The 24,757-nt window shown below is 60.2% G+C and carries 15 protein-coding genes; 10 read left to right on the forward strand and 5 right to left on the reverse strand.

The genetic code is table 11. The features are described from left to right. Window positions 1–265 precede the first annotated feature (265 nt). The 10 genes from IM701_RS21910 to IM701_RS12610 all read left to right on the forward strand — a co-directional run bounded on the left by IM701_RS21910 (window position 266) and on the right by IM701_RS12610 (window position 17,671). The gene (locus IM701_RS21910) at window positions 266–397 is read left to right on the forward strand and encodes a helix-turn-helix domain-containing protein (protein ID WP_230487694.1); all 132 of its coding nucleotides are present in this window, start codon (window positions 266–268) and stop codon (window positions 395–397) included. Beyond that, a complete protein-coding gene (locus IM701_RS12570) occupies window positions 397–1,266 on the forward strand; it encodes a hypothetical protein (protein ID WP_193827120.1) in 870 nt (289 codons plus the stop codon). Before IM701_RS21910 ends, IM701_RS12570 begins: the two co-directional genes overlap by 1 nt. A 197-nt stretch (window positions 1,267–1,463) precedes the next feature. Beyond that, a complete protein-coding gene (locus IM701_RS12575; RefSeq protein WP_193827121.1) occupies window positions 1,464–3,092 on the forward strand; it encodes a DUF927 domain-containing protein in 1,629 nt (542 codons plus the stop codon). Window positions 3,093–3,266: 174 nt separating this feature from the next. Further along, window positions 3,267–3,695: a hypothetical protein gene (locus IM701_RS12580; protein WP_193827122.1), complete on the forward strand. Its 429-nt coding sequence runs from the start codon at window positions 3,267–3,269 to the stop codon at window positions 3,693–3,695. 79 nt (window positions 3,696–3,774) lie between these two features. After that, complete coding sequence (locus IM701_RS12585) at window positions 3,775–4,350, forward strand: recombinase family protein (protein ID WP_193827123.1); 576 nt, start codon at window positions 3,775–3,777, stop codon at window positions 4,348–4,350. A 138-nt stretch (window positions 4,351–4,488) separates the two neighbouring features. Continuing rightward, on the forward strand, window positions 4,489–6,330 hold the full coding sequence (locus IM701_RS12590) for a DUF262 domain-containing protein (RefSeq protein WP_230487695.1): 1,842 nt from the start codon (window positions 4,489–4,491) through the stop codon (window positions 6,328–6,330). Between the two features lie 45 nt (window positions 6,331–6,375). Further along, window positions 6,376–9,312 carry a class I SAM-dependent DNA methyltransferase gene (locus tag IM701_RS12595; protein WP_193827124.1) on the forward strand — a complete coding sequence of 979 codons (2,937 nt, stop codon included), beginning with the start codon at window positions 6,376–6,378 and terminating at the stop codon, window positions 9,310–9,312. After that, complete coding sequence (locus IM701_RS12600) at window positions 9,309–15,518, forward strand: DUF4011 domain-containing protein (protein WP_193827125.1); 6,210 nt, start codon at window positions 9,309–9,311, stop codon at window positions 15,516–15,518. The genes IM701_RS12595 and IM701_RS12600 overlap by 4 nt, the downstream gene beginning before the upstream one ends. A 290-nt stretch (window positions 15,519–15,808) precedes the next feature. Next, on the forward strand, window positions 15,809–16,450 hold the full coding sequence (maiA, locus tag IM701_RS12605; RefSeq protein WP_230487696.1) for a maleylacetoacetate isomerase: 642 nt from the start codon (window positions 15,809–15,811) through the stop codon (window positions 16,448–16,450). A 126-nt stretch (window positions 16,451–16,576) separates the two neighbouring features. Continuing rightward, window positions 16,577–17,671 carry a helix-turn-helix transcriptional regulator gene (locus IM701_RS12610; RefSeq protein ID WP_039331785.1) on the forward strand — a complete coding sequence of 365 codons (1,095 nt, stop codon included), beginning with the start codon at window positions 16,577–16,579 and terminating at the stop codon, window positions 17,669–17,671. 36 nt (window positions 17,672–17,707) lie between these two features. Here IM701_RS12610 and IM701_RS12615 read toward each other — a convergent pair whose 3' ends face one another. The 5 genes from IM701_RS12615 to IM701_RS12635 form a co-directional block, all read right to left on the reverse strand. Further along, window positions 17,708–19,909, reverse strand: a complete 2,202-nt coding sequence (locus tag IM701_RS12615; protein WP_193827126.1) for a TonB-dependent receptor — start codon at window positions 19,907–19,909, stop codon at window positions 17,708–17,710. 23 nt (window positions 19,910–19,932) lie between these two features. After that, window positions 19,933–21,168 carry a serine hydrolase gene (locus IM701_RS12620; RefSeq protein ID WP_193827127.1) on the reverse strand — a complete coding sequence of 412 codons (1,236 nt, stop codon included), beginning with the start codon at window positions 21,166–21,168 and terminating at the stop codon, window positions 19,933–19,935. A 220-nt stretch (window positions 21,169–21,388) separates the two neighbouring features. Beyond that, window positions 21,389–22,231 (reverse strand): TorF family putative porin, encoded by an 843-nt coding sequence (locus tag IM701_RS12625; protein ID WP_193827128.1) that lies wholly within the window; start codon window positions 22,229–22,231, stop codon window positions 21,389–21,391. 248 nt (window positions 22,232–22,479) lie between these two features. Next, window positions 22,480–24,009, reverse strand: a complete 1,530-nt coding sequence (locus IM701_RS12630) for a SulP family inorganic anion transporter (RefSeq protein ID WP_193827129.1) — start codon at window positions 24,007–24,009, stop codon at window positions 22,480–22,482. Then, a complete protein-coding gene (locus IM701_RS12635) occupies window positions 24,006–24,701 on the reverse strand; it encodes a carbonic anhydrase (RefSeq protein ID WP_193827130.1) in 696 nt (231 codons plus the stop codon). Before IM701_RS12635 ends, IM701_RS12630 begins: the two co-directional genes overlap by 4 nt. Window positions 24,702–24,757: the final 56 nt, after the last annotated feature.

The raw sequence follows: 24,757 nt of genomic DNA on the forward strand, positions 1-24,757 counted from the left end.
CCCCGGGCACGGCTTTGACAGCACTACATAAGGTGTCCACCTGAGCAACTTAAATTTCTGATCAACGGCTTTCCGGGCGCTGCGGTTGCTCCTGTTGCCGCCAAGCGTCTGACCTTAAGTTGTTGGGGCGGGCAATCTGGAGAGGGTCCCGCCCGGGGTCCGTAAAACAGCTTCATCACGACGAGCAATCAAGCTTGGGTGTGACGGAGTACGTAAAATGCTTAATTTTGAACCTATTTGCGTAGACACGCGCACGGCGTGCCAGATGCTGGGCATCAAGCGGACCCTCCTCTTTCGGTATCTCGCCGAGGGTTCCCTCCGCCGCTGCAAGATCGGCCGCAAGACGGTCGTGCCGATGGACAGCATCAAGAACTTTGCTGCCGCGAGGACAGCATAATGTCGGGCCGTGGTATTAGCGGGCTGGGTATGCCGCCCATGCAGTATCGCGTGGACCTTTGGTGCCCCGGTTTCGAAACCGCCAAGGCCAGCACGATGGAGGACCTATCCCGCGGTGAAGGTCTTTGTCGTGCAGTGCGCGATTATCCTGGCAAGATTGATCGCCCTGAAGGCTTGCGCTTAGCAACCTCGCTCATGAGCGAAGAGCCTACGGGCTCACTCGCGTCAAGCGTGGCCATGCGGTCCCATCGCATCAAAGTCTGTGGGCACATCTGGCAGCTGATCAGGAAGGTCAAGACCAACAAGGTCCGGACGTTTACCATTGTCCCCGCCACATGGGAGTATCCGGCGGATCGACTCATGGAAGCTGATCCGGCGGCAATGATCAACGGACTTCGCGCCGCTCTTTATGGACGCGGCGCAGGGCAGGCTTCTGGCTGGCTCATCGCCTTTGTGCATTCCGAGCATGACCCGATAGCGGACGTCTATCGCTTCCATGTTCATGGTTTCGCCCACGGCGGCATGATCGAAGTTGTTGATCGTCTGCGTAGCCTCCCAAACTACCGCAGCCGCCTTCATCTGCCCGATGGAAGTCGCAATCCGGTCTATCGCCGCGTCCGCCGGGCTCGTAAAGGGCTCCGGAACCTTCCGGCCCCCGTCACCTATCTCCTCCAGAGCTTTTGGCCCGCCCGCGCAGTCATCTCAAAAGATGGCTCGCGCTTTCGGGTACGGCGCAAGGGTCGCATCAAGGAACCTCGTCACTCACAGGTTCTCATGTGGCTAGACAAGCATCGTCTCGAGGACATCACGCTGATGATCGGGTTGAGGGTGACCAAGGACGGTCTGAAGCAGACCAAGCCGGTCAGCTAAACGAACTCATCGATTGAGGTGCGGGAAAGTGGTGCTCCGGGGCCTTGTAGAGGCATCTGGAGGCCTGATTGGCGAAAATGGTGTGGCAACACTGCACCTCCGCTTTCCAGCACCAACACCCCCCACATTCTCCACGGCTAGCTCCCTATCGCAGGGTCCCGTGCAAAATTACGTAAAAAACGAAAGTCGAGGTAGTCATGTCGAACAGCAAAGCCGCTCCTGAAACGGAACAGGACCTTCCCGTCGTCACCGGCCTGATTGATTCCAACGGTACCCAGTGGGTTCTCACCGAGTACAAGGAAAAATCGGCGCTTTTGCCTTATGGGGAATTTGTCTCGGGCCGTCAGCATATCCTGTCCGCGCTCCGAAGGCACAACGTGATCATCATTGCCAAGGTGGCCAAAGACAGCCTCATCGAGCAGGTCGAGGCTCTGGAGGAATTCTCCCCACGTGTGATCTTTTCCCGGCCCGGATGGGGTCACGGGCAGTTCGCCACTGCATCCGGCAAGGTGTTCGCCCCCGCCCAGGTTGCCAAGGGCCTGCTGGGTTTTGAGCCAAACCCGGTAAAGTGCGCAAGGAAAGGAACCCATTCGGGCTGGCTGCAGCAGGTGGCAACGCCCCTGGTGGGTCATCACATTCCCTGCTTTGCTATCATGGCCTGTTTCGCCGCTCCGATGTTGGACCTTGTCGGGCGCGCAGACAACTTTGGGTTTGAGCTGTCTGGTGCTGGCGGCAAGGGCAAGAGTACCACGCAGCGTCTGATGGCTTCTGTCGTGGGGCCTGCAATGGAAAAGGACCGGGGCTACATCACCACGTTTAATATGACCCATGTTGCCTTGGAAAAGGCGATGCGCTGGCACGCAGACATGCCGTTCATCATCGACGAAGCCAATCTTTTCGGATCGGGTACGGGAGGTCGTGCCGACCACCGCGCGATGCGGGACTTTAGCTTCCAGATGAGCAGCGGGACTACCAAGGGGCGGTACGACAACCCCAATCAGGAGGGCTATCGCTTCATCTTCCTGACCTCGGCCAACGAGCCGTTCCATGAATTGCTCGGCCAGGCACACCGCGATACTGCAAACGCAGCCTCTGACCGCCTGATGTCAGTGGTCATTCCGGAGGGTGATGCCGGGGCATTCGGCCCGTTGCCTGAAGGGTATGGGAGCTATCGCGAATTCACCCTTGCATTAGAAACCGCGATGGCCGCGCAGTACGGCACCGCCATGCCCAAGTTCTTGTGGGGTCTGGTACGTGATCGTGCTCAAGACGAAGCTAAGCTACTGGGTAAGTGCCGTCGTCTTATCGACACGTTCAAGCAGCAGGTAGGTATCAACGAAAACAATGGGTCCGATGTACGCGTTGCGGAGGCTTTTGGCCTCGTTTTCGCGGCCGGGGTGTATGCGCGTCATAAGGGCATTTTGCCCGCAAACTTCGACTGCTTGGGCGCAGCATTGTACTGCTATACCAATTTCCGTACCACTGTCCCAGTTCGACAGTCGCTCCCGGAGCGAATTCTTGCAATCGCAGCTCGCCCCGCAACCCTGACCGTCGATCGCACTGCATTGCCCACCCTGAGTGCTGATGAGATGGAGTCGATCGGGGCATTCATTCGGCTTGTAAAAGGCGAAACGCTGCTTCTGATGACGCCTAGCTTCGGTAATCGGATGTTCCCGGACTGGCTCAGCCTCAAGAACACCCCCGACTTCCGGGCCCTGAACAAGGCTGACAAGGATGCACGCGGGCGCGGCTATCATTGCCGGGTTCGCGCAAACTCTTCGACCGATTGGTTCTACGCTTTCAAGCTGCCTGCTGATCCCAGTTAGAGCGACCGCGCTTGCCGGCCTTCGCTTCCCCGTGCATTGAAGTCAGACACCCGGCGCGGGGAGCGGCGTTAAAGAGGCCAGCACGCGTCGAAGGAAGTGTCATTGCAAGTCAAGGCTCTGCTAGATTAGCTTGCTATCGAGATGCCGATTGGGCGTATCGATAGCAAGCTGAAGATGTCGGAGACCCTGATGCCGTTTGCGAGAATTGAAATGGTAGGCACCAACCCGCAAGAAGGAGAAACCTTAACCATCCACGTCCTGCTTAAGCGCGATGGCACTCCCAACAAAAACTATGCCTACGCTGGATGGCGCGGCCGCCCAAAAGAGACATCTTGGTGTTGGCCTGTAGTCTTTTCAACGACCGGCAGGGTCGATCACGGAGGGCTGGATTATGAAGGGCCAGCTGATCGATGCAGCCACATGCAAATCTACGATAAGCCCTTCGAGTTAGATGCCATTTACACAATGACCCACACCGACGGCTCACTGGCAACGGAGTTCAGGGTCAGCAAAGTCTTCGTGGAAAAAACAGCATCAGACCCGAAGAGGGAGCTAATCGGAGAACTGGCCGCATCGAAATCGAGCGCTTTCGATACAGGCTAATCTGCTGTATCGAAATATAGCTTGATCCATTTTTCGATACAGCGTAAATTTTGACACACGTTTTCGATACAGGTGTGTCATGTCGCGAGTATTTGCCTATTGCCGAGTCAGCACAGCCGACCAAACCCCTGACAACCAACTTTTGGAAATCCAAGCAGCTGGTTTCAAGCTCGAACCACGACGAGTCATAACCGAGACCGTATCAGGCTCCACGCCAGCGATGGAGCGGAAGGGCTTTAGCAAACTGATTGATCGGCTCGAATGGGACGACGTGTTGATCGTCACCAAGCTCGACCGACTCGGACGCAATGCCATGGATGTCCGCGCAACGATTGAGCGGCTAGCCGAGATGAACGTCCGTGTTCATTGCTTGGCGCTTGGCGGAGTGGACCTCACTAGCCCGGCGGGCAAGATGACCATGGCCGTGATCGCAGCCGTTGCTGAATTCGAGCGAGATTTGCTCGTCGAGCGAACGCAGGCTGGCCTTTTGCGCGCTGTTTCCCAAGGCAAGAAGCTCGGTCGGCCTTCAAGCCTCACCGCTGCCCAGTTGCAGGTCGTGCGCGACAAGCGCGCAAAGGGCGCTTCCCTCGGTGATCTGGCGAAGGAGTTCGGTGTCAGCAGATCGGCAATTCAGCGAGCAGATAGGACTGCGTAGCCCCATTTTTGCATTATTCTCACAGCCCTAGACGGTCGCTAGGCTCTCGACGTCAGTCGTCACGCACGCTAGCTAAAGTCAATCTCGCGAGATGGTTGGACTGTCCTTCGAGATTGCTTGCGGTCGAGGGGGCCTCCATTGACAACGTCGTTTCAGACCAATCCTGTTTCACTGAAAGACCTCATGCGTGAATGCCATGAGGGCAAGCTCCAGCTTCCTGATTTTCAGCGCGGTTGGGTATGGGACCAGGACCGGATTATCGATCTGTTGGCCTCGATCTCCGAAGGTTTTCCCGTTGGAGCGCTTATGACGCTGGATGCGTCCGGCGACGTGGCTTTTGCCGTGCGGCCAGTCGAAGGCGCCCCCAGCCCAACCAAGCCGCTAGAGGCGTACCTGTTGGACGGGCAGCAGCGGATGACCTCACTCTATCAGTCCACCTTTTCGCCGGTGCCTGTTTCGACGCAGACGGCAAAGAAACGCCCGATCAAGGTCCATTTCTATTTTGACATTCGGGCAGCGCTCGACCCCGACGTTGCACGGTCTGACGCGGTTATCGCTGTGCCGGAGGATCGAATCATCCGGGAGAACTTTGGCCGTGACGTAAAGCTAGATCTCTCATGCGAAGAGTTCGAGTTCGAAGCGCTACACTTCCCCATCGATCGCATCTTCGACGAGAACCGCTGGCAGATTTCCGCAGCGCAGTGGATGGCAAAGGACGCGGCTGGCCGTCAGGAGAAGTGGGCGCTCATCAATCGGTTTGCCGAGGAGGTCATCAGCAACTTCACTTCCTACCATGTGCCCGTCATTAAGCTGGGAAAAGACACCTCTCGCGCGGCTGTCTGCCTTGTCTTCGAGAAGGTCAACACAGGCGGCAAGCCTCTGGACGCGTTCGAACTGGTGACGGCGATGTACGCATCGGAGGAATTCCACCTACGGGATGATTGGAAAACACGCCGCGAAAAGCTGATCGCGCAGAAGGTACTGGCGAAGATCGAGCCGGTGGAGTTCTTGCAGGCTGTCTCCCTACTCCACACCAAGGAACGCCGAGACGAAGCGATTGCCAACGGGGTAGAACCACCTGCGATCAGCGCTACGCGCAACAGCCTTCTGCAAGTTCCCTTGTCTGCCTACAGGAAGTGGGCTGACAAGGTCGAAAGTGGCTATATCGCTGCAGCAAAGTTCCTCCACTCGCTGAGGATCTTCAACTCGCGCGATCTGCCCTATCAGACACAGCTGGTCCCCCTCGCCGCCATCTTGGCCGAGCTAGGGTCGGCATGGGAGAACGATGCGGTCCGCCAAAAGCTGGCGAAGTGGTATTGGTGCGGCGTCTTCGGCGAGCTTTACGGATCGGCGGTCGAGAGCCGTTTTGCGCTCGACATTCGCGACTTCTCGCCATGGGTAAATGGCGGACCAGAGCCGCAAACGGTGCAGCGGTCCAGCTTCGAAGAGAAGCGGCTTCGCACCCTTCGGTCGCGCTTGTCTGCCGCGTACAAGGGTGTCCATGCCCTCCTGATGAAGTCCGGAGCCGAAGACTTCAAATCAGGCCAGCCTTACGACCAGACCGTGTTTTTCGACGAGAACGTGGATATTCACCACATTTTTCCGGAAGCGTGGTGCAAGAACCAAAAGATCGAACCCTCGATCTACAACAGCATCGTCAACAAGACGCCGCTGGCTTCCGCGACCAACCGAATGCTCGGCGGTGTCGCCCCTTCCGCCTATCTTGGCCGGTTGACCAAGGGTAACGAGACCACCCCTTCAATTGCCCCCGATCGCCTTTCCACCATCCTGAAGAGTCACGAGATCGATGAGGGGCTTCTCGCGGCGGACGACTTTCACGGCTTCATGGACGAGCGCCGTGCCCGGCTACTGTCCTTGATCGAGCGAGCCATGGGCAAGGATGCCGTCCGCGAGAATGTTGTGCCGATGGGGCAGGACGATGACTACTACGGCGACGAGGAACTCGAAGACGCGGCGTGAGCCCGAAGCTCACCTCGCATCTCTTGGCTATCAGCAAGGCATTCAATGACCCCGCACGAATTCCTCAGCAAGTGGCGTCACGTTGAGCTTAAGGAACGCTCGGCTTCGCAAAGCCACTTCAATGACCTCTGCGCATTGTTGGGCGTTCTCGATCCTATTGCGGCTGATCCCAAGGGAGAATGGTTCGCCTTCGAAAAGGGCGCGACCAAGACGAGCGGTGGCGAAGGCTGGGCAGACGTTTGGCGCAAGGGCTGCTTCGCGTGGGAGTACAAAGGCCCGCGCAAGGACCTCGACAAGGCCTTTTCGCAGCTTCTGCAGTATGCCGTGGCGCTGGAGAACCCGCCGCTACTGATCGTGTCCGACATGGACCGCATCCGCATCCACACCAACTGGACCAACACGGTGCAGGAGGTGCACGAGTTTACCCTTGATGACCTGCTCGACGGGCAGGTGCGCGAGCGGCTCAAGCGGGCTTTCACTGATCCCGAAGACTTCAAGCCGAGCAAGACGCGGCAGGCGCTGACGGAAGAGACCGCGCGCGAGTTCGCCGGCATCGCGCAGCGGCTACGGGATCGAGGCCACGAGGCGCACAGGGTGGCGCACTTCGTCAACCAGCTGGTGTTCTGCATGTTCGCCGAGGACGTGGGGCTGCTGCCCGACAACCTCTTCACGAAGATGCTGGACTTGTGCCGCAGCGACCCGGCAAGCTTTGCCGAGAACGCCAGCACCTTGTTCGGCGCAATGGCGCAGCCGAATGGCAAGGTAGGCTTCACCCGGATCGACTGGTTCAACGGCGGGCTGTTTGCTAACGATGCCGTGCTGCCCGTCAGCCGCGATGATGTGGAAGAACTGTATCAGGCCGCGCTGCGCGACTGGTCGCAGATCGATCCCTCGATCCTCGGCACGCTGTTCGAACGCGGACTGGACCCGGCCAAGCGCAGCCAGCTTGGCGCGCACTATACCGACCGCGACAAGATCATGATGATCGTGAAGCCGGTGATCATCGATCCGCTAGAGGCCGAATGGGCCGAGGCGCTAGCGAAGATGACCGCGCTGATCGAAAGCGCGCCCAAGCGCACGGCGGAGCGGCTGCTGACCCCTGCTGAGAAGCGCCGCGCGGAGAAGCTCAAGGACGAGGCCGCCGCAATCCATAGCGCGTTCATCGAACGGCTGGTGAACTTCCGCGTGCTGGACCCGGCCTGCGGATCGGGCAACTTCCTCTATGTCGCGCTGCGTGCATTGAAGGATATCGAGCATCGCGCCAATCTGGATGCCGAAGCGCTGGGCCTGTCACGCGGCTTCCCGCGCGTTGGCCCCGAATGCGTGCTGGGGATCGAGCTCAATCCCTATGCAGCGGAACTGGCGCGGGTGAGCGTGTGGATCGGCGAAATCCAGTGGATGCGGCGCAACGGGTTTGACGCGGCGAAAAACCCGATCCTGCGCAATCTGGATACGATCGAGTGTCGGGATGCGGTGCTTGTGACGGACGGTCATGGGAACCCGGTGCTTGATGCTGAGGGCAAGCCCCGGCGTGCCTCATGGCCGGATGCTAATGTGGTGGTGGGAAATCCGCCATTTCTGGGCGACAAGAAAATGATCCGAGAGCTGGGGGGAGAATATGCCACCGCACTTCGGCGGGCGTATTCCGGCAAAGTGCCGGGTGGGGCCAATATGGTTTGCTACTGGCTAAGCCAAGCAAACGATTCCGTTCGCTCCAGCGGTCTGTTGCGAGCGGGCTTGGTGACTACAAATGCAATCCGAACAGGTGCTGACCGCAGAGTGCTAGAAATGCTCTGCAAAACCGCCGAGCTGTTCGAGGCGTGGTCGGATGAACCTTGGGTTGTTGATGGCGCTTCGGTTCGAGTGTCGATGATATGCGTCTCGACCGAGCCTTTGCCGAAGCGCCTCGACGGTGCTGAAGTGGCAACGATTACCGCATCGCTTAGTCAGTTCCAGCAGCCACTGCCGTCGCCTCTCGACGAAAATTCAGGGACTTCATTTACTGGCACCTTTTTGAATGGTCCCTTTGAAGTTTCAGCCGAGACAGCATTGGGCTGGCTGCAAGCTCCTAGAAATGTCGCGGGACACTACAACCGGGAGGTCATACGGCTAACGGCAAATGGGCAAGATTTGCTTCAACGCGGAGAGAGAAAATGGCTTCTAGATTTCGGGACCAATCTCAGTGAGCGCGATGCGGCACTATATGAAGCGCCCTTTGAATATGCTCGGCAACATATTCAGTCCTACCGCCAGCGCCGAGATGAGAATGGGAACTTCGAGGTGCGACGGCAAAATCACCGCGAACGGTGGTGGATACACGCCGAAGCGCGCCCTGGAATGCGGCGCGCGCTAGAGGGTCTATCTCGCTTCATCGTCACCCCCATGGTTTCAAGCACGCGAGTGTTCGCGTTTCTAGAGCCAGCATATCTGCCCAACCAAAAACTGGTTGTGTTTCCAAGAGAGGACGACACCTTTCTCGGCCTGCTGTCGTCTATTTTCCACGAAACATGGACACTCGAATACTGCTCTTGGATCGGTGCGGGAAATGACCCAACCTACGCCACGAAGTCGGTTTACCAGACCTTCCCCTTCCCCGAAGGCCTGACGCCGAATATCCCCGCCGCTGCCTATGCCGATGATCCGCGCAGCATCGCCATTGCCAAGGCTGCCGCGCGGCTCAACGAGCTGCGCGAGAACTGGCTGAATCCGCCCGATCTTGTGGTGCGTGAGCCGGAAGTGGTGCCAGGCTATCCCGATCGCATTCTGCCCAAGGACGAAGTGGCTGCGAAGGAACTGGCGAAGCGGACACTCACCAACCTCTACAACGCGCGGCCCGCGTGGCTCGATCATGCGCACCGCGCGCTCGATGAAGCGGTGGCCGATGCCTATGGCTGGGGCGACGACTTCCGCGCTGGCCTGCTAACCGACGACGAAGTGCTGGCCCGCCTGTTCCGCCTCAATCAGGAGCGTGCCTCTCGATGAGCAAGCCGATCGATCCGGATATCTATGATCTCCGGGAGCGGGTTGTGCTCAATCGCTTCAACACGACGGCGCTGGAACAATTCCAGCAGCGACTTCGCGGCGTCGCAGCGGAAGGGGCAGACGATCTCCGTGCCCTCATCCAAGATTACTTGGGCGCTGCTGCCCAGCGTGACGAAGAGCGCGGTACAAAGCTGATTTCCCAAATGACTCCGGCTGAACTGGAGGACTATCTCAAGAAATATCGGAATCACCGCCCGCGTCTCATCGATTTGATTGACGCGTTGGAGGGTATTTCCACTCCGCCTGCGCCGGAGATTCGTGATCGCGCAGTAAAGATTGTGGAAGACTGGGATGACCCATTCCGCGATCGAAGTGCAGGCATATACCGATCTAAGAGGGCTGAATCCGTGACACGCGCGCTCCAAGACAAAACGGTTCTCGACCTCGAGTTCATGGCCGAAAGAAATTGGGACAACCGCGCAGAGCTTGAGTTGATCCGATCTGAGCTTCTGCACCGTTCGACCAATGCGGCGAGGAAGCTCAGGGACCGTGTCGAGACCTGGATCAAGGATTGCGAGCAAGGCGCCTCAAGCCCGCCGAACAAGGCCGACCTCTTTAGCAGCGATACACGCAAGGCTGCCACCGCAGCACCGCGGCACCCGCAAATGCGACAATGGACTGACGAGGCGGTTGCCAAACTCAGAGCAAAGCTCATCGACTTGTCGCGCAGGTCACCGCTCATCGCCTTCAAACATACCTCGCGCAGCGCCAGCCAACTGAGATTCGTTGATGAACGCCCCGACCTGCTCTTCGAGCGACTAAACGAAGGCAGCATGGGCTTCGAGCCGCTGCCGGGGGAAGAGCAGACCCCCGCGGATGAGCGGACACCCCAGTTCGGCATCGCATATGAACGTGCAAGACTGACTGACCCGGAGTTCTTGGCGGCAACGGAAAAGCTCGGCGATTCCGAATTGGATGTGCGCGCGTGGCAGAACGCAGAACGGGGGCTGCGCGCCCGCGTAAGGCAGCAGCTCGGATTGCCGAAGCTGGACTATGGCAGAAGCATCGACGTTGCGGCTCTGGCGCGAGCCCATGGTTTCGACCCCAGTTATGATCTGAAGGCGAGCGATGACGGCGATGTCGCCCCGCATCACGAAGATGACGATATCCGCGTCCTGCTCACAAGAAAGGAGCTGGAGCGGCGGTTGAAGACGATCGACGACCGCGCGACCAGTCACCTGCGCGAGACAGGGCACCATACACTCCATCTCGCCTTTGGGTTTGTGCAGTGGTTTGAGGATGAAGAATCCGATCTCGCATCGCACGCACCGCTCCTTCTCCTGCCGGTGAAGCTGGCGAAGGACGAAGGTAGAGCAAAAAAGGAGTATCGGCTCAGCGTTTGGGAAGGCGGGCTCGAGGTCAACGTCGCGCTGGTTGAAAAAGCGCGGGAGCACTGGGGGCTGCAGCTTCCTGCGCTGCGAAACGACGAGACCCCGGAATCTTATTTCGTCCGCGTGAGAGCTGTACTGGCACAAGGCAGCCGCCTAACGCTTCGGACGTTCGTCACGCTTTCGGTGTTGCCGCCAATGATCATGTGGCGAGACCTCGATCCAGAGAAGTGGCCCGACGGCGCATTTGCCGACCACCGTTTGTTGCCCGGGCTTGTGGGCGCGTCAGAGATTGCCGGCGTGGACGGCGACGATACCGTTATCGATATCGACGACCCGGTCAATCAGGCACGCGTTCCGGCGCTCATTACGGATGCTGACGCTTCTCAGCATAAGGCCATCATGGACATGGCTGCTGGCCGGGACATGGCGATTGAAGGTCCACCAGGAACCGGCAAGTCCCAGACAATCACCAATATGATCGCAACCGCCCTATCTCAGGGCAAACGCGTGCTGTTCGTTGCCGAAAAGCAAGCAGCACTCCGGGTGGTGTCTGATAGGCTGAGGGCAACAGGCTTCGGGCCGCTGATCCTCGAACTCCACGGCGACAAGGCGAGCCGTTCCGAAGTGTATGACGGCGTCCGGGAGCGTCTTAGTGCGCTTCCTCGGCTCGATGTCCACGCACTCGAAGAGAAGCGTGCCGAGCTTCAGCGTCATCGCAACCTACTCCGACGGTATCTGTCGCTAGTTCGCACCCCACTAGGCCAAACCGGACTGACCGCGCACGCTTTGGCATGGCGGGAGATCCGCCTCCGCCAGAAATTCGACCGGAACCAGATCAAGGCACTGGAAGCCAAGTGGGAGCCAAAGGAAATTGGCGAACTCACACCATCGACCCTCAAGGAACACCGCGAGGTTTTGGCGCAGTTCGGCAAGGCAGTCACTGCCATTCAGCCTGAACCGGGCGGCCCCCCCACGCGTTGGGCGTTGGCAGCGAAACTCAATCCTTTCAACCAGAGCGATGCCTTGGAAGCCGCTGCAGCCGTCAGTCAAACCGCGAGCGAGATCGCCAACGTTGCGCGGCGCTTTGCTGATCTAGGGATCGAACTCCCGGGGCCTGGCGAAGATGCAATCTCGGACGTCAGCGACCAGCTTGCCGCTCTTAATCCATTCACCTGTTCTAAGGAGGTGGTTGTCGGTGCAGCGCTGCACCAGCGGTCTGCTTGTGCTGAACTTTTAGCAGCTCAAGACGCCTGGAAGCACCAGCGTGACGACATCGCGGGCGACATTGAGAACCCTGAACTGGTATCCCTCGACGCGGCAAAATCTCTCGCGGAGGCGCTCCGCATTGCCCAATGCCCAGTATCACCTACAGAAGCGCGGAAGCAGCAGTCACTTAACGAGATGCTTGCCGAATCGCTGTCCAAGGCAACGCGGGACATTGAGCGGTTCGCCTCAAGAATGGCAGAAGGTGACCGCCTGAGCAGCAGCAAGGCCCATCAGGTTGCTGTTACCTTTGTGGCGCTCGGGCAGCTGCAGGCCTCGGTCAGCGCATTTGTGTCAAACACTCTTCTTGAGAGCGCCTCAGAGAATGCAATCGCCACTGCCACACGGGATGCTGCTGCACTGTTGGAGGAACGCAACTCGATTGCGGCCGCGATGCAGACGGAAGCACTGGCTACCGATCCAGCAGAACTGGACGAAATTGCAGATATAATCGAGTCGACGGGTTCGATCGCGCGGTGGTTCAGTGGGCGCTACAAAGCTGCATGGAGGCGAGCGTGCAGGCTCTGTGTCGACAGCTCCGATCCCGATCAAGCTGCAATGGATATTCGCAAAGCGGCGAGCTTCATTCGCGCCCGTCGTGTGTTCCACGACGAAAATAAGGCACGGGCGCTGTTCCCAGCCATGCTCTGGGACGGCATTGATAGTGATTTTGCATCGCTGGGTCTCGCACGTACAGTCGCTGCTGAGACGGCTGCAGCCCTCGCCGTCCTGGACGAGGTAGGTGCTCTTCGAGCCTGGCTCGCCTCGGACGAAACGGATCGCCATACCTTCTCTGCCTGCTGCGAGCGCCTTGCGGCGCTACTGCCTGAAGTGGCCCAAACCGGTTTAGCGGACATACCGATTGGCGAACTCCAACGTACCTGTGCGGCCAGAGCATCTGCTTTGCGTGCTATCGCCGAGGCAAGCGACACCATCGGACTCAGGCATGACGCCCCCTTTGTGCGAATGGGAGGCCGAACCATCGCGGAAGCCGTCATCGATCTTCACGCTGCGGAGCATGCATTCAACTCGCTTCGGCATCAGCCAATATTTAGTTGGGTCAGCGAAGTCACGGAACCGCTGGATAGCCTGAAGCAGTCCCTTGCGGAGGTCGGCGCCCTCTCAGCTATCGACAGCCCGATTGATGTATCCACCCTCATGAAAGGCGCTTCCACCCCTGTTGCCTTAATGTCGTCAATCACTGCCATGGCGGTTGATCTGCGCAAAGTCGCAGAAAGGTGGGAAGCAGAGTCTGATAGGCTCTGGGACGAAGCTGAGATCAACACGGCTGACCTGTGCGACGAGTTGGATTGGGAGCAGGCCTCGGCTTTGCTGGCAGGTCTGAGCAAGGACAGGCAGGGGATAAGCTTAGCTGCAGATCTCCTCAAATATCGGTCGGCCCTTTCGGCGCGCCACCTCACACCTTTTGCTGAGGCCGCGACGTCCGGCATTGCACCCGCTGATCAGTTGGACGACCTCTATGAACTGATCGCAATCTCCACGCTGCTTCGCACCTATTTGGGCAACGACGGCCAGGAATTGGGGCGTTTAGGCAGCCTTACGCTCGATGCAGCTCGGCAGTCATTCAAGCGAGTGGACAAGGAGCTTCACAAACTGGAAGCAACGGCAATCGTAGCGAAGCGTCTATCCGATAAGCCGCCAACGGGCGTCGGATATGGACGGAAAGCAGACTTCACCGAGCTGCGCTTGTTAGAAAACGAAGTCGGGCTTACCCGTCCGAGAACTCCGCTCCGGGATGTTCTACACCGCGCCGGTCAAGCCCTGCAGGTCTTGAAACCGGTTTGGATGATGTCGCCCACATCAATCGCTCAGTTCATCCGTCCAGGCTCGCTCCAATTCGATCTTCTGATCATCGACGAGGCCTCACAGATGAGGCCGGAGTTTTCGGTGAGCTGCATTCTCCGAGCCGACCAATTCGTGGTGGTAGGCGACGCAAACCAGCTACCGCCCAGTGACCATTTCCAACTTGCAACGACCGATGATGGCGATGACGATGGCGACGGCGTTGGGATCAACGAAGGGACGGAGTCCATATTGGACCTCGCAAACCAGCGTTTCCGGACGAAGCCCCGCCTGAAATGGCACTACCGCTCGCAACACGAGAGTCTGATCCAGTTTTCGAACCGCGAGTTCTACAATCGCGAACTTGTTGTGTTTCCAAGCCCGATGGCGAATGACGACGCACTGCTGGGCGTGAAGTGCTTCTACGTGCCCTCAGTTTACCCAGACACCGCCTATGAAGCTTCTATCAACCAGCGTGAGGCGGAGTTGGTGATCGAGCAGGCTTTCGGCTTGATGCAGACTCATCCCGAGCGATCGATCGGGATCGTGGCCATGAATGCCAAGCAAACCGAACTTCTTCAGAACGAATTCGATCGGCTGATTGTGGAGGAGGAACGCGTCCGGAAGTATGTCGAGGCCTTTTCCGGGACGATCGACGAGTTCTTCATAAAGAACCTAGAGAATGTGCAAGGTGACGAGCGCGATATTATTCTAATCTCTACCGTTTACGGCCCCGATAAGAATGGCGCTGTGAGACAAAACTTCGGCCTCATGAATCGAGAGGTTGGCTGGCGGCGACTGAACGTGCTCGTAACCCGGGCCAAGATGTCCTGCCGGCTTATCACATCTCTCCGACCTGACGACGTAAAGGTCACCGAAAAATCATCACGGGGCGTGATCGCATTCAAAAGCTACCTCACATACGCTCATGGTGGTGCTTACTACGAAGACGCGTCAGGCGGCGAGACGGATAGCGACTTTGAGATTTTCGTAGCGGATGCGCTTCGCGGAGCGGGTTACGAGGTTGTCTATCAAGTTGGCGTAGAGAAATTTAGGATCGATCTCGGAGTTCGCCATCCAAGCTGTCCTGTTGGCTTTATTGCTGGCGTCGAATGCGACGGGGCAACTTATCACTCAGGTTTGAGCGTTCGCGACCGTGACCATATCCGGCAAACTATCCTCGAGAATTTAGGGTGGAACATCTACCGCGTCTGGTCCACCGACTGGTTTGCCGACCCAGCTCGCGAAACCGCGAAGCTTTTAGCATGGCTCGATCAGCTTCGGGAACGCCTTGCGCTCGATCTCGATGCACAAGCGCACGCTGTTGAGGTTCAAAGGCCAAAGCTGCGGTCTGCGCCAGCGACCGCTACAGAAGCGCATACGACCTCGCTTGAACCCGAATCTGACATCCTTCATACTGTGGAAGACCGGGCTCCGCAAAGCGAGCCAGCCTTACCGCGCGAACCGAAAGGTCGGGAGTTGCGGTCAATTGGCGACTTCCAGACATTTGAAGCGGTCCGGGGCAAACTGTATGAGATCTGGAAGAATGGAGAGTTCTTAGGCGAAGTGGAGGTGGTCCGCCGGGCAACTGCTGCGCCAAAGCTATACGGTGATAGGGCCCTTACAGCACAATCGGAGTACGAAGGTCGTGTGGAAGCTACAGATGATTGCTTCCGCTCTTTCGATCTTTATGCAGCTATGCGTGAGGTGGCGCTACGTGCAAACAGCGAGCCACGGAGCCCCAAATAGTGGAACCAGAGAATCGCCGCCTAGCGGCAGTTCGCTAGCGTTCGCCTCCGGCCAGCGCTGAATATTATGGCTAAAACTATGGCAATCTGATAAATGTGTATTTTTTCCTTTATATATCAATTAATCTTGCATCCCTCCGTCTCCGCCACTATGCGTAAATGCCGCAAGCCCCTCCAGACCATGATGAACACCCGGACCGGGCGGCCTTGCTGAGCGGCTTGGTGATCAACGCGGGATGGCATCCGGCACGGTCCTGGGCGATACCACCAGCATGACTGGTGGACCGACTCATGACTGATACTCTGATCCTGCATGGTTTCTGGCGCTCTACGGCGACGTGGCGCGTACGCATCGCGCTTGGGCTGAAGGGGCTGGAATGGCAGGGCGTTGCGCATGATTTGCGGGCGGGCGATCAGCAGGCGCCAGCCTACCTCGCGCTCAACCCGCAAGGGTTCGTGCCCGCGCTGGTGAGCGATGGCGCGGTCCTGACCCAGAGCCTTGCCATCTGCGAATATCTGGACGAGTTGCATCCCCATCCCCCGCTCCTGCCGCCAACGCCTCTGGAGCGCGCCCGCGTTCGCGCCGCTGCGCAAGTCATCGCCTGCGACATCCACCCGGTCCAGAACCTGAAGGTGCTTAAGATGTTGCGTCGGCGTGGCATGACGGAAAGCGAGACCAATGCCTGGGCAGCCGAGGTCATCGAAAGCGGCCTCAGTGCCTTTGCCACTCTCATCGCGGACTTCACAGGCCCCTACTGCTTTGGCGATCAGCTTACGCTGGCCGACGTGGTGCTGGTTCCGCAATTGGGCAATGCACGCCGCTTTGGCGCAAGGTTCGACTTCGGAAGGATCGCAGCGATCGAAGGGGAATGCATGAAGCTTGCCGCATTCGCGTCTGCAGCGCCGGAACGGCAGCCAGATGCGCCGTCGTGACGCAGCGGCATGGCGCGGTCGACGGCGTAGCGGAAACCGTATCGCCGCATCGCAAAGTCGGTTACAGCCGCGGCAAGCCCTGAAATCGAAAACGGCGGGCAGAGCGAAGAGGAGTGCGGGCCAAGGGTGAGCGACAACGATCTCGTTGCGGCCATGTACGGCGCGGTCGGCGAGGATGCTCGCTGGACTGAAGTCCTCGACGCGATCAAAGTGCGCCTTGGCGTAGCAAGCGCGGTGTTTCAGCGGCTGGTGACGGACGGGGACGATCTGGTGCCGGTCACAAGCCTGCGTGACACCTGGTCCACCCAGGAAGCCGAAACCCATGACGCATGGGCGAATTCACCGCTCAACCCGCGGTTTCGCCGCGATACCGAACCGCGCGGACAGGACGAGATCGAAAGCGACTTGCGCTGCATTGCGCTGACGGCAAGCGACCGGGAGGCGCTGAGGCGCGGTCTTGCAGGCTGCGGCCTCGGCGCCGGTTTCTGGCTCGGCTGCAAGACCGTGCCGGGCGAACACACGACGCTGATCTTTCATCGCCACGCCGGCGACGGGCGAGACATGACCGAGGAGGACCTGCGCTTCCTCAACCTGCTGCTGCCGCATTTTCGGCAGGTCTCGCGATTGGTGACCAGCATGGCAGGATACGAGGCGCGTCTTTCGGTCGCCGAGGCCTTCATGGATTCGACCAGCCTGGCGCTGCTCGCCTGTGACGCCGATCTGGGAATCCACTGGATGAACGCTGCTGCCGAGGCGCTTATCGATGCCTTGCCGCAGGTCAGGCAAATAGGCGGCCGATTGCAGTTTGGCGCGAGCGAAGCCACCGGCGTTGTCCGCGCCGCGATCGCAGGAACGCTGGGTGATACCTGCCGCGTGCCCGGTGAGCAGCCGGCCGAAGTCCTTCATTTGCGCGTGCTGCGCCGCGATGCGGCAGACAAGCGCAAGTGGGGGCGAAAACTGGCCTTGCTGGCGCTGTGCTCGCCCGGCACGGCTCCCCGGATCGATGCATCCGAGGTGGCCAGCCTGTTCGGACTGACAATGGCCGAGGCCACGTTGACCGCGCACCTCGTCGGGGGGATGACGGTCAAGGACTACGCGGCGCATCGCGGCATTGCCGAGGGTACGGCGCGCATGCAGCTCAAGAGCGCCCTGGCCAAGGCGGGCGTCGGAAGGCAGGCCGACCTGGTGCGGCAGGTCTGCCAGTCCCTCGCCAGGCTGTAGAGGCCGGAGCGGGCCATCCGCTCCGGCACCCGGGCGTTAGAAGGTGACGTTGAGCTTGACCCCGTACTCGCGCGGCGCACCGTAGAACTCGTTCGAGTTCAGTTGGCCGGTGATATAATCCTTGTTCGTCAGGTTCGTGCCCCAGGCCTCGAGCTTCAGCCTGTCGTTGATCCTGAGAGTGACGATCGCCGAGAGCAGGCCGCGCGGGTTGAGGCGATCCGACAGCGGTGAATAGCCGATGTAGGTGAACTGCTCCCCGACATAGGCATAGTTCACCCGCGGCGTCAGCGACATTTCCCCGCCAAGCGGGATCTCGTATTCAACGCCGCCGCCCCATGTCCAGCGCGGCGCATAGAGGTTAGGCCCGCCGCCGGTAGTCTGGATGAAGGGTGCGTAGTCAAAGCAGAACGGCGGCGCGGACGGCGTGCCCGCCGGGCACTGCGGGCCGAGGTTGGCTCCGCCGAGCTGGCGGGTGTTGACGAAAGTGACGCTCGCCAGATCCGAATCCACGAAAGCCACGTTGGCATCGAAGCCGAAGCCGCCGAAGCGCCCTTGCACCTGCGCTTCCACGCCCTTGATCTCGACAGTCGAGATGTTCTCCACGCCCGCAAAGCCCGTGCTCGGTTCCACGACGTTGAACTGGAAGTTGGCGTACTTGTTGTAGAACGCGCTGATCTGGGTGCGGATGCGGTTGCGCAGGAAGGCGGATTTCCACCCCGCTTCGTAGCTGATCACGCGCTCCGGATCGAAGTTCGATGTGGGCGAATTGAAGCCGCCGGGCTTGTAGCCACGTGCAACCAGCGCATAGAGCAGGTTGTCGGCATCGACCTTCCAGTTGAGCGCGAACTTGCCGGTGGCGAGCGAGTCCTTGTGGCTGCCGGCCAGTGAGGCAACGGCCAGGCCGCCGGGAGGAAAGCCCGGAATGCCCGCGCCGATGGTCACGTCGCCATAGCCGGTGGCCTTGTAGGTGGAATAGCGCGCGCCGAGCTGGGCTTCCAGGCCCGGGACGATCTCGTAATTGCCCTGCGCGAACAAGCCCGTGGTGGTGCGCTGGTTGCCGCCGATGATATCGGTCGGGAAACCCTGCTGGTCCTGCAGGATGCGGATCGCGATATCGTTGCGCTGGAAATATCCGCCAAGGATCCAGTCGAACCGGCCTTCGGTGGGCGAGATGATGTTGATTTCCTGCGTGTAGACTTTTTCCCCCGCAAAGTAGTCTTCGGCAATGCCGCCTGGCCCCGCCGAGGCATCGACGTCGTTCAGGGCATTGATACGCTTGTTCTGGTAGCCAGTGACCGAGCGCAGGGTGATGCCGCTTGCCAGCTCCTGCCGCAGCTCGAGGCTGGCCTGGAATGAGCGTTCGCGGTTGGCGACGGGGGTATCGAAGCTGATCGTGCGGATATCGCCCACGCGGAAGACGTCGTAAGGCGTGCCCAGGATCGGGCGATAGGCATAGCCGCCCGTGTCGCGATCGTTGAACGAGACCTTGGCCACCGCCTGGAACGAGCCGGGCTTCCACATGGCGGTAAGGCGGCCGCCACCTTCGCGCAGCTTGCCCGCATCATTCCCGACCGGGCCGACGCTGGTGTAGAAGCTGTCGCGGTTGCGATAGAAGCCTGCTGCGCGCAAGCCGAAGGTGTCGGAAAAGGGCAGGTTCACTGCGGCTTCGGATTGAACCGAGTTGTAGTTGCCGCCGCCGAACATGGCATATCCGCCCAGCCCCTCATCCAGCAGCGGGTTCTGCGTGTTGATGAAGATTGCGCCACCCGTGGAGTTCGAGCCGACGAGCGTGCCCTGCGGCCCGCGCAGCACCTCGACGCTGGCAAGGTCATAGAAGCTGTTGGCCTGCACGATCGGTGGCTGGAACAGGCCGTCGACATACGTCGCGACACCTGCCGTCACGCTTGGCGAATTGCTGGCAAGGCCGATGCCGCGAATATTGATCGACTGCGTGATGCCGCCATCGGAGATGGACAGCGCGGGGCTGGCATTCTGCAGGTCCGCTAGATTGGTCACGGCCTTGTCGGCCAGAGCGCTGGCATCGAAGGCGGTGGCGGAAACGGCGACGTCCTGGAGCTTTTCCTTGCGGCGCTGCGCGGTAACGATGATTTCGCCAACGCCTTCGCTGGCCTCTTCCGGCGCGCTGGCCGTATCTTGTGCCGCTTGCGCAAACGCGGTGCCAGACTGGGTTAAAAGGGCGAGCGTCATCGCGCAGCCCAGCGCGAACTGAGTCTTCATGGTATCCTCCCTGTTGTTATTGCTTACGGTGCCGGCTTCCACGCAGAGGCGGCGGCAAGGAACGCCATGGTTTCCTGTCCGACACTGCCTTCCGCAGGAGGGAAGTAGCTCAGCTTGACCACCACGGTCCGGCTGGCGGGATCGACGTAAACGTACTGCCCCTGCAGTCCGATGGCCGAATAGGCAGGCGAATTGGCCATCGTCCACCACTGATAGCCATAGCCACCTTCCGGTCCGTCCTCGGGGCCGGCCGGCGCCTGCGCGGCCTTGACCCATTCCTCGCTGATGATGCGCTTGCCGTTGGCCATGCCGCCATCGAGCATCATCTGGCCGAAGCGCGCCCAATCGCGCAGCGTGGCGTTGAAGCCGGCGCCGCTGAACTCGCGCCCGGTGCCGGGCTGGCCATCCATGATGTAGAAGCCATCAGCCTCGGTGCCGAGCGGTTCCCACAGCTTGCGCGCGGTATAAGCCGCCACCGAGCCACCGCTGACCCGTTCGATCAGCCAGCCAAGCACGGCGGTGTCGATGGTCTTGTAGGCGAAGACTTCGCCGGGCTTTGACTTGCGCTTGATGGTGCGGGCGACATCGGCAAAGCGCGCGACGTTCTTGACGAGAGCGTTGATGTGGTTGCTTGCCGCGATGCCGGGATTGGCGAAGTCGTAGCGCTCCTCGTAATCGACGCCCGAACGCATCTGCAGGATCTGGCGGATGGTCACGCCATCGTAGCCGCTCCCTTTCAGTTCGGGCAGATAGCGCACGATCTGATCATCGAGCGAGCTGATCAGCCCATCGGCAAGGGCTGCGCCAACAAGCGTCGAGGTCAGCGACTTGGTCATCGACCAGCCCATGAAGCGCGTGCGCTCGTTCGAGCCATTGCGATAGATTTCGGTGACGATCCGCCCGTCCTTCATGATCAGGAGAGCGTTGGTATAAGTGCGCTCGAGCGCCTGTTCGGCGGTCCAGGTCTTTCCGCCGAATGCGTAGGTGAAATCCATCGGGCGTTCGACCTTGGGCAAGGCCCACGGTGCGCCGGAATGCGCGACCGTGCGCGTGGTGAACAGCTGATCCATGTTGCGAAAGGCAAAGCTGTTCACGTCGGCGTCGTTCATGCGCCAGCGCATTACCTGCGTTGCCACCGGCACTTCCGAAGCGGGACCGGATTGCAGTTGCGCCGGCAATTGTTGCTGCGCCTGAACGGGCAGTGGCAAGGCAAGCAGTCCAGACAGCGCGGCTGCGGTCAGGCGAAATGCAAGAGTCATCGTGAACTGTCTCCCTGGCGGACGACTCGCATCGGTCGACCTCGGGAGAAAGGCTAGGCTGCGCCCGAACGCGGCGCATGAACCATTTGGTATATGCCATAACAATTTTATTCCGCCCGCTGGTGACGGGCGGAACGCACAAAGAGAAAGCCCTCCCCTCCGCATCGGAGAGAAGGGCTTTCGCCATTGATCGTCAGGTAGCGGCCAAGGGCCGGCCTGATCAGAAGGCGACAGTAGCCGAAACAACCACGCGCGAACCGGCGATCGACGAACCATCCTTGGTCGACGAGAAGTTCGGCGTCAGGTAATTGAAGTCGGTCGGGGTGAGGTCGGTATCGACATAGGCCACGCCGAGCGTGACGTTGCCGAGGGTGTAATCGGCGCCAACCAGCCAGTCGACATAATCACCGGTCGGCGAAACCGAGGTGCCTTGAGGGCCAAGGCCCTTGTTGCCGCCGGTGGTGTAGCCGATGTGGCCCTTCACGGTCAGGCCGGTGTCAGGGATACCTGCCGATGCATCGGTCCAGACATAGAGATTGTCAGCCTTGGCACCCGGATTGTCGTAAACGCCGGTGGCAGCCGAAGCACCCGAATTGTACCACTGGCCGAGAGCTTCCTGCTTGGGAGCATAGGCTGCGCCGACAAGAAGATTTGCAGGACCGACCGACCCGGACACCTTGACGTAGGGCTCGGCGAAGTCCGTGTTGTCGAGACCGCCCGGATACATGTACCAGGTCAGGCCGACATCGACCGTCACGCCGCTGATTTCGGTCTTGTAGCCACCGATGACGTCGAGTTCCATGTTGGAACCCGCGAAGGTGCCCCAGCCTGCGAGGTTTGAACCCCAGGTGCCGACATAGAAGCCGCTTTCATGCGCCACGGTGACGCCGGCCTGAACCGCCATTTCCTTGTCGGTCATGGAAACGCCGCGGAAGCGGTAGTCCGAAACGAGAGCAGCGCTGCCCGAAACGGTGATGGCGGGGGTTTCTTCCTGCGCGAAAGCCGGAGTCGCAAAGAGTGCGAGGGCGACAGGTGCCACGGCTGCGGCGAGACGGGTCTTCATACGGAACGCTCCCTGGATAGGTTATCACGTTCCACCTGCGTCTGCCGTGCGAGCGCTTCTCAAGAACGGAGCGACGTCACTGCAGAGCCCAAAGTATTACACCCGGTTTTGCTGCACTGCAAGATAGATTCTTGTGCAAAGTGGCAAGAGCCCGCAATTTCTGCGGACTCTTGCCACCATGCGCGCAACAAGAGGGGGTGGGATGTCGCGCGCGATTTGCCAGCTTTGGCCCTGAATCAAGCCAGTGGTCAGACGTGCGCCAGTGTCTTCAGCAACGGCGCGGGGCCCGAAACGGTCACCGCATTCCCGCGCTGCTTGCGACGCGCCAGCCACTCCGTCAGCATCTCGGCAGTGGTGTGGTCCATCGCGTGGACACGATCGAGATCGACGTGGACAGGCTTGGCAACCGGAACCTGCTCGAGAGCATTGGTGAGGCGCGTAAGACCGAGGAAAGTGGCCGCGCCTTCCAGTTCAAGCCGCACGGTTTCGCCCACGGTCTGCTCGCCCACGCGGAAGCGCAGGTTACGCAGGTGCGGAACAAGTTCGAGCGCAGACAGCGCAAGACCGACGAGCACACCTGTCAGGAGGTCGGTCGTCACGACGAGTGTGAAGGTCGCGACCCAGATCAGAGCTGGCATGAAGCCGTGCACGTCAAAGAGGCGGCGAACCTGCTTGATGCTGACCAGCTTCCATCCGGTGACCACGAGAACGCCGCCCAGCGCCGCCATCGGCACTTCGCGCAGGATAAAGGGCAGCAGGGCCACAAAGCCGAGTATCCACACTCCGTGCATGACCGCAGACATGCGGGTCATCGCACCCGCCTGAACGTTGGCCGAACTGCGCACAATCACGCCCGTCATCGGCAGAGCGTTGACCACGCCACAAAGCAGGTTGCCCACGCCCTGCGCCCGCAATTCCTTGTTGTAGTCCGTCCGCACGCCATCGTGCATCCGGTCAACCGCTGCGGCCGAAAGCAGGGTTTCAGCGCTGGCGATGAAGGCGATGGCAATCGCCGAGACGATCAGCGAGCCGTTGGTCAGCGGAGCAAGGAAGTCACCACCGGGCAGAGCGAAGGCAGCACCGATCGAATCCGGAACGGCAATCCGCGCCACGTCGAGCCCGAGGCCCCACGCCACGCCTGTCGCCGCCAGCACGCCAAGCAGCGCGCCCGGGACCAGGCCAAGCCTTGCCGGCTTGAGCTTTTCCCACGCCAGCATCGTACCGATGGTGAGCAGGCCGAGCATGAGGGCGAGTTCCGTCGAACGCAGATCGAACGGGGTCAGGCCAAGCACGCGCGCTGGCATCATGGCAAGATTGTCAATGCCGTTGGAAAGAGGCTTGGCGTCGAACAGGATATGGAACTGCCCGATCACGATCAGCGCGCCGATCCCGGCCAGCATGCCATGGACCACTGCAGGCGAGATCGCGCGGAATACGCCCCCCAGCCTGGCCACACCCGCGACGAATTGCAGGGCGCCAGCCAGCACCAGTACCGGCCCGAGAGCGGACAGGCCATTGTCGCGAACGAATTCGAAGACGATCACGGCAAGGCCCGCGGCCGGCCCGCTTACCTGCAGCGGCGAACCGGCGAGGAGGCCAACGACGATCCCGCCGATGATCCCGGTGACCAGCCCTTTCTCCGGCGGCACGCCGGAAGCAATGGCGATCCCCATGCACAAGGGCATGGCGACAAGGAACACCACGATCGACGCGGTGAAATCGCGCACGAAGTAGCGGGAAATCCCGCCACCGGCACTATCGCTGGTCGCGGCTGTCATTCTGCGGCCTCGGCGGTCCAGGTATCGAGAATGCGGCGCGACCGGGCGGGAAGCGCCACCGGCAGGGGCTTGTCTTCGCGCAGCGGCACGAACTCGCCCGTATCGCCATCGAGACCAAGCACCATGCCGGCACTGATGTCGACGAACCAGCCGTGCAGCGACATTTCACCCTTGGCAATTGCCGTCGCCACCGAAGGATGAGTGCGCAGGTGATCAAGCTGGACGATGACGTTCTGCAGGCTGACCGCGCGGACACGCTCGTCGGTGTCGAGGTGGGGCGAGCAGCTTGAAACGACGCTTTCGGCTGCGGCACCATGACGCAACCACGCAACCACGTTCGGCATGCCTTCCGGCAGCGTCGGCGCGGAGAGAGCCTTCATCGCGCCACAGTCGGAATGGCCGCAAACGATGATGTCACGCACGCCGAGCGCCATGACCGCATATTCGACGGTCGAGGTCACACCGCCGTTCATGGTCGCGTAGGGCGGAACCATGTTTCCGGCATTACGGCACACGAACAGCTCGCCGGGCTGGGCCTGCATGATCTGTTCGGGAACGATGCGCGAGTCCGCGCAGGAGATCATCAGCGCCTTGGGAGACTGCCCCTCGCTCACGAGCTTGCCGAACAGCTCGCGGCTGTCGGGAAAGATGGTCTTTTCGAAGCTGAAGACGCGGCCGATAAGTTCGTTCACGGTGCTGGACCTTTCACTAGAATCGACAACCGACTGAGGTCGCCCGGAAGCTAGTC

It is taken from the genome of Novosphingobium sp. ES2-1 (assembly GCF_015169775.1).
Lineage (GTDB): Bacteria > Pseudomonadota > Alphaproteobacteria > Sphingomonadales > Sphingomonadaceae > Novosphingobium > Novosphingobium subterraneum.

Bases quoted from the DNA above. Each gene is read 5' to 3' on its own strand.
- IM701_RS21910 (WP_230487694.1), top strand. From the start codon at position 266: ATGCTGGGCATCAAGCGGACCCTCCTCTTTCGGTATCTCGCCGAGGGT.
- IM701_RS12625 (WP_193827128.1), bottom strand. From the start codon at position 22,231: ATGAAGACCCGTCTCGCCGCAGCCGTGGCACCTGTCGCCCTCGCACTC.
- IM701_RS12570 (WP_193827120.1), top strand. From the start codon at position 397: ATGTCGGGCCGTGGTATTAGCGGGCTGGGTATGCCGCCCATGCAGTAT.
- IM701_RS12580 (WP_193827122.1), top strand. From the start codon at position 3,267: ATGTCGGAGACCCTGATGCCGTTTGCGAGAATTGAAATGGTAGGCACC.
- IM701_RS12600 (WP_193827125.1), top strand. From the start codon at position 9,309: ATGAGCAAGCCGATCGATCCGGATATCTATGATCTCCGGGAGCGGGTT.
- IM701_RS12615 (WP_193827126.1), bottom strand. From the start codon at position 19,909: ATGAAGACTCAGTTCGCGCTGGGCTGCGCGATGACGCTCGCCCTTTTA.
- maiA (WP_230487696.1), top strand. From the start codon at position 15,809: ATGACTGATACTCTGATCCTGCATGGTTTCTGGCGCTCTACGGCGACG.
- IM701_RS12620 (WP_193827127.1), bottom strand. From the start codon at position 21,168: ATGACTCTTGCATTTCGCCTGACCGCAGCCGCGCTGTCTGGACTGCTT.
- IM701_RS12595 (WP_193827124.1), top strand. From the start codon at position 6,376: ATGACCCCGCACGAATTCCTCAGCAAGTGGCGTCACGTTGAGCTTAAG.
- IM701_RS12630 (WP_193827129.1), bottom strand. From the start codon at position 24,009: ATGACAGCCGCGACCAGCGATAGTGCCGGTGGCGGGATTTCCCGCTAC.
- IM701_RS12575 (WP_193827121.1), top strand. From the start codon at position 1,464: ATGTCGAACAGCAAAGCCGCTCCTGAAACGGAACAGGACCTTCCCGTC.
- IM701_RS12585 (WP_193827123.1), top strand. From the start codon at position 3,775: ATGTCGCGAGTATTTGCCTATTGCCGAGTCAGCACAGCCGACCAAACC.